At 33.2% G+C, this 7,334-nt stretch carries 5 protein-coding genes; 1 reads left to right on the forward strand and 4 read right to left on the reverse strand.

All coding sequences use genetic code 11. The annotated features are described in order from the left end of the window. Positions 1-34: 34 nt before the first annotated feature. The 3 genes from QL232_RS17090 to QL232_RS17100 all read right to left on the reverse strand — a co-directional run bounded on the left by QL232_RS17090 (position 35) and on the right by QL232_RS17100 (position 5,173). The gene (locus QL232_RS17090; protein WP_281615063.1) at positions 35-1,792 is read right to left on the reverse strand and encodes a cellulase family glycosylhydrolase; all 1,758 of its coding nucleotides are present in this window, start codon (positions 1,790-1,792) and stop codon (positions 35-37) included. 211 nt (positions 1,793-2,003) lie between these two features. Continuing rightward, positions 2,004-2,636 carry a DUF2490 domain-containing protein gene (locus QL232_RS17095; RefSeq protein ID WP_281615064.1) on the reverse strand — a complete coding sequence of 211 codons (633 nt, stop codon included), beginning with the start codon at positions 2,634-2,636 and terminating at the stop codon, positions 2,004-2,006. Positions 2,637-2,989: 353 nt separating this feature from the next. After that, entirely contained in the window at positions 2,990-5,173 is a 2,184-nt protein-coding gene (locus QL232_RS17100; protein WP_281615065.1) for a hypothetical protein, read from the reverse strand. Positions 5,174-5,311: 138 nt separating this feature from the next. Here QL232_RS17100 and QL232_RS17105 point away from each other — a divergent pair, with 138 nt between their 5' ends. Then, on the forward strand, positions 5,312-6,475 hold the full coding sequence (locus QL232_RS17105) for an acyltransferase (RefSeq protein WP_281615066.1): 1,164 nt from the start codon (positions 5,312-5,314) through the stop codon (positions 6,473-6,475). 68 nt (positions 6,476-6,543) lie between these two features. Here the strand turns inward: QL232_RS17105 and QL232_RS17110 are convergent, their stop codons facing one another. After that, positions 6,544-6,945, reverse strand: a complete 402-nt coding sequence (locus tag QL232_RS17110; protein WP_281615067.1) for a tetratricopeptide repeat protein — start codon at positions 6,943-6,945, stop codon at positions 6,544-6,546. Positions 6,946-7,334: the final 389 nt, after the last annotated feature.

Raw genomic sequence — 7,334 nt, forward strand, 5'->3', positions numbered from 1 at the left:
ACAATAGGAGCTTTATTATAAAACGGTAGGTTGATTATAATTCTTTGGCTTTTTTAATCACAAAATCTTTCAGGTGAATTCCCCCTTTTTTGATTTTAAATACGAGTTCATTGTTTCCTTCTGAGAGACTGATATTCTTCATTTCAACTGTTCTCCAATCAAATGGTTTTCCATTCTTAGGTAAGATAGCCTCACCTAATACTATATGATTCTTAGTCAACTCTAAAGCTCCATCATGTTCTTCTGCTGAATAATTAACCTCTATCGAATAAACCCCTGAAGATGTTATTTGAATCGTATATTTTAACCACTCTCCATCTTCTGTCCAACCAACATAAGGGGCATCATTCTCTATTCCAATGTCTACACCGTCATTTCTGTAAGAGTACCCGCTATTCCAAACTGCTCGTTCCTTGTGAGTATCTACATGGTAGTCTGCTGAAACATGATCAAAATAGGCATATCGATTTCTCCCCATATCATAATCAGCGAACAAAATTGGTGTATTGATTTTATGTGAGGTATAAGGTGATGTTAAGTTAGTTGTAGACTGTCCCATCATTGCATAAATAACATCTGATGCTACTATACAGTTTTCATTCTTATGACTCTCCATATACTCCATTACGGCATTGTATGTCTCTTTTTTAGATAAGTCCTCCCCTTTTTCCCAAGCTGCTAAAAGGTCTTTATAGGATTGAGGGGTTTCAACTTTCAAAATATTGTTTACTCTGCTTTTCTTCACTGGCCACCAAGACCAACCAATATTATTTAATTCAAATAGAGCAATACAATCTGAAAACCATGTATTAGAGTTTTCACCCGCTTCACTCATCCAAAGAGGTAACTGAAATTTTTCTCTCATCTCTAACCACCCTTGAACTGATACATCACTATTGTAATTCCAATACTTATGGAAAGTAATCACCATATTGTCATCTACATCTTTCAAAGAATGGTTCTCAAAACCTGCATAAGTATTACCCCAACAGTTACCTGAAACATATACAATATGATTTTGATCTACAGTTCTAATCGCCTGAATTAAACGCTCATGTAGATCCCATATTTGATCATTTTCAGAACAACCACATCCATTAGCTGAACCACTACCATTAAAACCCCAATTGGGTTCATTGATTAAATCATAACCTCCAATCCAGATATTATCTTTGTATCTGTCTGCAAGCTTTATCCATAGAGCAGTAAGTTTATCTTGATTTTCTTCGCTTTCCCATAATGAAGGTTTGTCTGTATCATAATCAGAGATATTAGCATCTTTTCCTTGTCCACCAGGAGCTCCATGCATATCTAAAATTAGATACATCTCATTGGCTTCACACCACTCCAATAATTGATCAGTCATTGCAAAGCCCTTATCCAACCAAGTATTGGTCAGTGTTCCTTTTACCTCCTTCTCTTCTTCAATAGGTAAAGTAAACCATTTATAATGTAGGGCAACTCTTACACTATTAAAACCCCAAGCTTTCATGGAGTCTAGGTCCGCTTTTGTAAAATGATTTTCCAACCAAGCATCATAAAACTTCGCCGTTTTTCTTTTACCGATTTGTTCTTCAAGTTTTTCTCGAAATTGAGTATGGGTATTGATATTCGCTCCTGTAGATTGCATCATATACCCTTCTTGAATCATCCAATTTCCGGTACCAATACTTCTCAATAATACATTTCCTTCATCATTGATAATATTCGTTCTTTCAGTTCTTAAAAAACCTTGAGACCATGCTAATTGACAATAGGTGAGTAAAGACAAAAGGATAATAATTCGTTTCATTTAAATATATTTTGTTTGATCACATTTAGTAAGTCCAAATTACAAAAAAAATGAGGGCTTAAACCTTAGTTAACAGTGTTTAAGTAATAATAATGTACAATTAGTTCCATAATCTGAATACAGTGTTTCATTTGTAGAAAAATGTTATTCCCTCTATATAAAAAATGAAAAAGGCCAATCACTTTCAATTGAAAATAACTGGCCTGTATATCTATAATGTTAAGTACAAACTATACCTAAATACATTACTATAATCTTCCTGATTCCATGTCCACATATGTCCTACCGTAATCGCAGCTTTTTTAGATAACACATATCCCAAAGCATTATATATCCTCAGGTCTTCTAAAGCTGAAGCATGCTGATCATACAAGAACAACTCTATACTCGGCACAAAATAAACAGTACCTATTTCCATTTCTCTTGTATTGAGCGGGATATATGCATAAGGTTTATATCTATACCTATTCCATGTAGCACCTTCAAACCAAACATGTTCTAAACGCACTTGATGGTGCATTTCGATTCTTCCTATTTTATGGGTATACAAATACTGATGCCATATCCTATATTCAATGGCCGTTTCTTTTTCAGTATTAAACTTAGCAATTACGGCAGGTCCAACAACAATGCTGAAATTCTTAGCTACCGCATACTGAAGTCCCATTCTATTGTAAGACTTATATAACTCTGTATTATTAAATCTGATATGGTGTTCCGCATAATAACTAAAACGGTCACTCATTCTAGCCTTGAAGTACAATGCTCCCCACTGCCCTTGATCTTGTGCAAATGACAATAAAGATAAAAACATCAAGGTCAATACTAATACTATCTTTTTCATATTGATCTGTATTTTTCTTTGTCACATCCATCTACACTTAAAAAATGATTTGATTAGATCATCAACAGTATATCACTACTACAAAAAAAGTTGTATAGATGAAGTGCATGTCTACATACGGGAGTAGTTCATAGTATACCATCAAAATACAGGTTTAGAAATATGTAATCTGATTGTAATTTTAAATTCTTCAATCAGAATTATAAAGAAATAGTTCGTTTGAATTGCAAAAGTTTAAACCTCTATTGTAAGCATTTTTGATTAACACCGAACAAAAAAGACTACCCCAAGTGAATGAGGTAGTCTTCATCATTTTATTCACAACTTAACTTACAAAGTGTAAGAGGTTGATCTTAGTTCGCTTGATTAACATCAAAAACAACTACTTGTTCTGGGAAATAATAAGTGTGATCTATTTCCTCTAATAAATAGTCTTTTGGCGTTTTCTTAGCCTCAGCTGCCGCTGCCGCCGCTTGTTCTGTCGGTGTTGCAACTACAGGCTTTAATGGCTCACCCGCTACTATATTCACTCTTCCTTCTTTGTCATTGAAAAGAGTGAAAACTTCTGGTGCACAATAATATTGTTTCATATCAATAATATTCCAATCACTGCCTGTAAAATACGCTACTTTATTCTTATCAGTGATCACCCAAAGTTGATTTTTTTGATCGAAAATAGCTGCCTTCATAAATACAGAATTATTCTCTTCTCCGTACTTTTTCGTTAGCTCCGCTTTTAAACTTTCAAAATCTATTTCTTTAGTTGCTGTTTCACCACTAATTGCAAACGTACCTTTTGATCCTACAGCTACACTTCGTCCTGTATTATCTTTAATAGAAAAATGAGAAATGTAGTTTGCTGAATTTTCATTTTCAAGATTAGATACCTGACCATCTTTATCAAAAACAGCAACACCTTTTGAATGACTTACCCAAAGTTTACCCTGAGTATCAGCTCTAAATTCAAAAAGACCATATCCAGTACCAATACCTGTTTGCTTCTTAGTATAATATTTCGGTTCCCCGTTAATTGGGCTAAACGCAAAGCCTTTATTCGTAGCCAACCAATACGCCTGATTTTGGGAATCAAAGGTCACTCTTTTGATGGTTTTTCCTCCTAACTTCTTATCTAATGAGAACGCTAATTTTTCTTTTGAACCATCCGCTTTTAGAACAAATGTTTGCTTACGGGTTGGTGTTGAAATGTATATATTTCCAGATACTTCATCAATTGTCCAGCTATTTGGATAAATCATATAATCCGGATAACTGAAACCAAGTTCTTTTCCAATCTCTTCTATACTATATGAGGTTACTTGACCATCTTTAGAGATTTTATTAATCGTTTTTCCATCTAAAGATAATAATGAAAGGTTACCTTCTTGGTCTACTAAAGATGACTTTCCTACATAGCTTTTGTAATCATCATTATCTTGAGTCATTGAGTTCATCAACGTAACTCCTCCTCCAATTTCTTTTAAATTAGGATACTCAAGAATCACTAATGAACCATTACTTTCGAACTGATATTTCAATAAATCAAACTCAAAATCCATTTTATATTTTGATGCACTGATCACAAAACGATCCTTATCATCAACCTCAATTTCTTGTATTGATCGAGATGCTGATTCATCTCCTACAATGGCTGACTCATTCTTAGGAAATACCTTTTCTAGTTTATTCGTATTTGTATTATATGCTCCTACTGATCCAGAAGTAAAATCAATCAGTGCAATCCCTTTAGAATTTATAGAAAATTCAGCAATTCTAGTCTTTTCGTTACCCACTGAAAACTCTTCCTTCAACTGACCATCAGCATAAGTATATACTTTATTCTTGCCTGTTACCCAAACTCTACCATCTTTTCCTTTAAATACATCTGATACCTTTTTACTATCAGGTAATTCTAAGACGTTGAATTGGGTTCCGTCATAATGAGAAAAACGATATTCATATTTAGTTGAACCATCACGTTCAATTGGCTTAATAAGAATACAAACGAACCCATTCTCCACACCAACCATTTTGTGAGGGTGGAAGTTTTTGTAGTCAGATGGCTTGTCAATAGGCTCAAGCTTTTTGGTTGTCTTATTGAACTTATGAAGTTCATCCTTTTTACCAATTGTGTTGAACTCTTTGCTTCTGACATAGATAGCGTAAAAATCGCCTTTACCATCAAAGGCTCCCGTAGTTAAGTTTTGGAAAACAAAATCAGAACCATCAGCAACGGCAGAAAACTTCAATGCTTCCAATACTGCACTTTCTGCATCAAAAGATGTAACTGGTTTGATCTTTCCATCCTTTAAAATAAAAGACTTGTTGTCTTTCTTTGACGACATTAGAACACTGCCATCATCTAGTTTCACCATGCTTACAATCGAAGATAGTGACTGGTTTTCTACTTTAGTAGAGTACTCTCCACTTACATACTGGAAATCTTGATCATAGATTTCTACTTTTGGGGAAGATTGGGCATGAGCGTAGAAGGACATGGCACTTGTTGCCAAACAAGCTAAAAATAGTTTACTGTTCATTTTAATTATAGTTTACTGTGGGCTGATAGAATGATTTATAATAAAAATTTAATTATTTATTTGAATATAGATTAAAGAATACATCAGCCTTATTTAAGTTTACTTAACCAAATATATCAAATACTTAAACAAATGAAAATGAAAACAGGATTAACTATCAATACTAACGCAACAAATTCGAAAAATACTGATCCACTAAAAGTCAGCTACTTAAGTTCTCTTACTCCACTTCGAGGAATTGCTGCACTATGGGTTGTATTATTCCACATAGACGTTAGTACTTATTACAGAGACCTTGGAGGTATCTTACCAAGAACAGCTACAGGAATATTTTCTAAAGGCTATTTATGGGTCGATTTCTTCTTTCTACTGAGTGGTTTTATCATTTACCATGTCTATGGTCAACTTTTCAAAGAAAATGGCTACAGCATACAAAATATTAAGTCATTTCTATGGAGTAGGTTCACACGTCTTTACCCTCTACACTTTTTTACACTAGTCTTGTTGATTATTACAGTTCCTATTATTGGAAAAACATATCCACAATTACAAGATGATAGTTGGCACCTTTATTTCTCAAACACAGCTTTATTCAGTCAGTTTTTTATGACTAACGCAATGAATTTTTATCATTTCTTATCTTGGAATATGCCATCATGGTCTATTGGTGCGGAATGGTGGACTTATTGTTTTGCGATCCTTGTACTTCCTATAATTGGTCATTCAAAACGGTACTTGATTTACATTAAGCTATTCGTTTTGTTTGGTTGTATATCGTTATTGGTCAATTTTCACCCTAATCACAATTTAGATATCACTTGGGATTATGGTTTTCTACGCTGTATTTTTCAGTTTTTCATTGGAATTAACCTATACCTCTTATTTCAAATGAATTGGAATCATAATATTCTACAGAAAGATATTACTTGTATTCTACTATTTGTCTTTATAAGTATTGGCTTCCATTACAAAATAAATGATCTAGTTTTTATTCCATTGTTCTCCTTATTTTTATTAGCCATAGCTTATAACAATTCTAGTATCAAATCAATTCTAGAAAAACGCTATATCAAATACCTTGGAGATATTTCTTATTCTATTTACTTGATGCATGGATTAGTTTTTTTCTTTTTCTGGTTTCAATTTCCAAGCTGGAAACAAGACTATGGATGGGATCGACTACCTTCACATTTGTACTTTCTTTATATCATTACCTTTCTTAGTATCACTATTTTACTATCCGCTCTAAGTCATAGATATATTGAGGTAGGTTGCCGAAATTTATTACGAAAATTGAAATAAAAAAAGGCCCTGTAATGCTACTTATTTCGCATTACAGGGCCAATATATCTAACTAACTACTGTGAAGTCTATTTTAATATTTTAGCGTAAACTTTAATTTTTCTTTGAAGTCTATCTTTTGCTACTTTATCGATCTCTGTGACATTAATTTCTAAGGCTTTCATATAAAGATTTAATGCTTGACTATGTTCACCTATTCTTAAGTAATAGTCTCCTAATACCTCTAATGTCTTATGGTTTTTATCTAATGCTATTGCATGATCAATCCATTCTTTTGCTAATTCTAAATCTGCATTCCAGTTAATTGAATACAAAGCAGCTTTAGTATAGGTTTCCCAATCATTAACGTCTGCTTCTTTTACCATTTTAACTAATTTCGCCGATTCAGAATTTTTTGATTCTTCAGGAATTTCAGCAAAAACGTTCATTGTAAATACTGAGATAAAAAGAGAGATAAATAAAGTTTTCATAATAAATAATGTAAGTAAGTATAATTAATTTGAACACTAGTAATATGCCATAGTATATTCCAATCGTATGCCAAAAAATCATAACACACTGTTTATCAAACAATTAAAGTGTATTAGGTAATTAGTACACTAATATATAATGTTCGGTTGTGAACATATGTTTACAGTTTTGGTACACTATTATTATTTTTTACTTGAGGCAAACAGCTCAAGTGGTTTCTTCTCACTAATTAGATCTGAAACGTATAAAAAATTCTTGATATACAAAAAAAGGTTAGCTAACATCTTGTGTTAACTAACCTTCTATATCTAATGAATGTGGCGCCGACTTACTCTCCCGGGGGTTAACCCAGTACCATCAGCACTGTAGGGCTTAACTGCTCTGTTCG

It is taken from the genome of Flammeovirga sp. SubArs3, assembly GCF_947387565.1.
GTDB classification, from domain to species: Bacteria; Bacteroidota; Bacteroidia; order Cytophagales; family Flammeovirgaceae; genus Flammeovirga; species Flammeovirga agarivorans.

Coding starts and splice junctions, on each gene's coding strand:
- QL232_RS17090 (WP_281615063.1), bottom strand. CDS start 1,792: ATGAAACGAATTATTATCCTTTTGTCTTTACTCACCTATTGTCAATTA.
- QL232_RS17095 (WP_281615064.1), bottom strand. CDS start 2,636: ATGAAAAAGATAGTATTAGTATTGACCTTGATGTTTTTATCTTTATTG.
- QL232_RS17100 (WP_281615065.1), bottom strand. CDS start 5,173: ATGAACAGTAAACTATTTTTAGCTTGTTTGGCAACAAGTGCCATGTCC.
- QL232_RS17105 (WP_281615066.1), top strand. CDS start 5,312: ATGAAAACAGGATTAACTATCAATACTAACGCAACAAATTCGAAAAAT.
- QL232_RS17110 (WP_281615067.1), bottom strand. CDS start 6,945: ATGAAAACTTTATTTATCTCTCTTTTTATCTCAGTATTTACAATGAAC.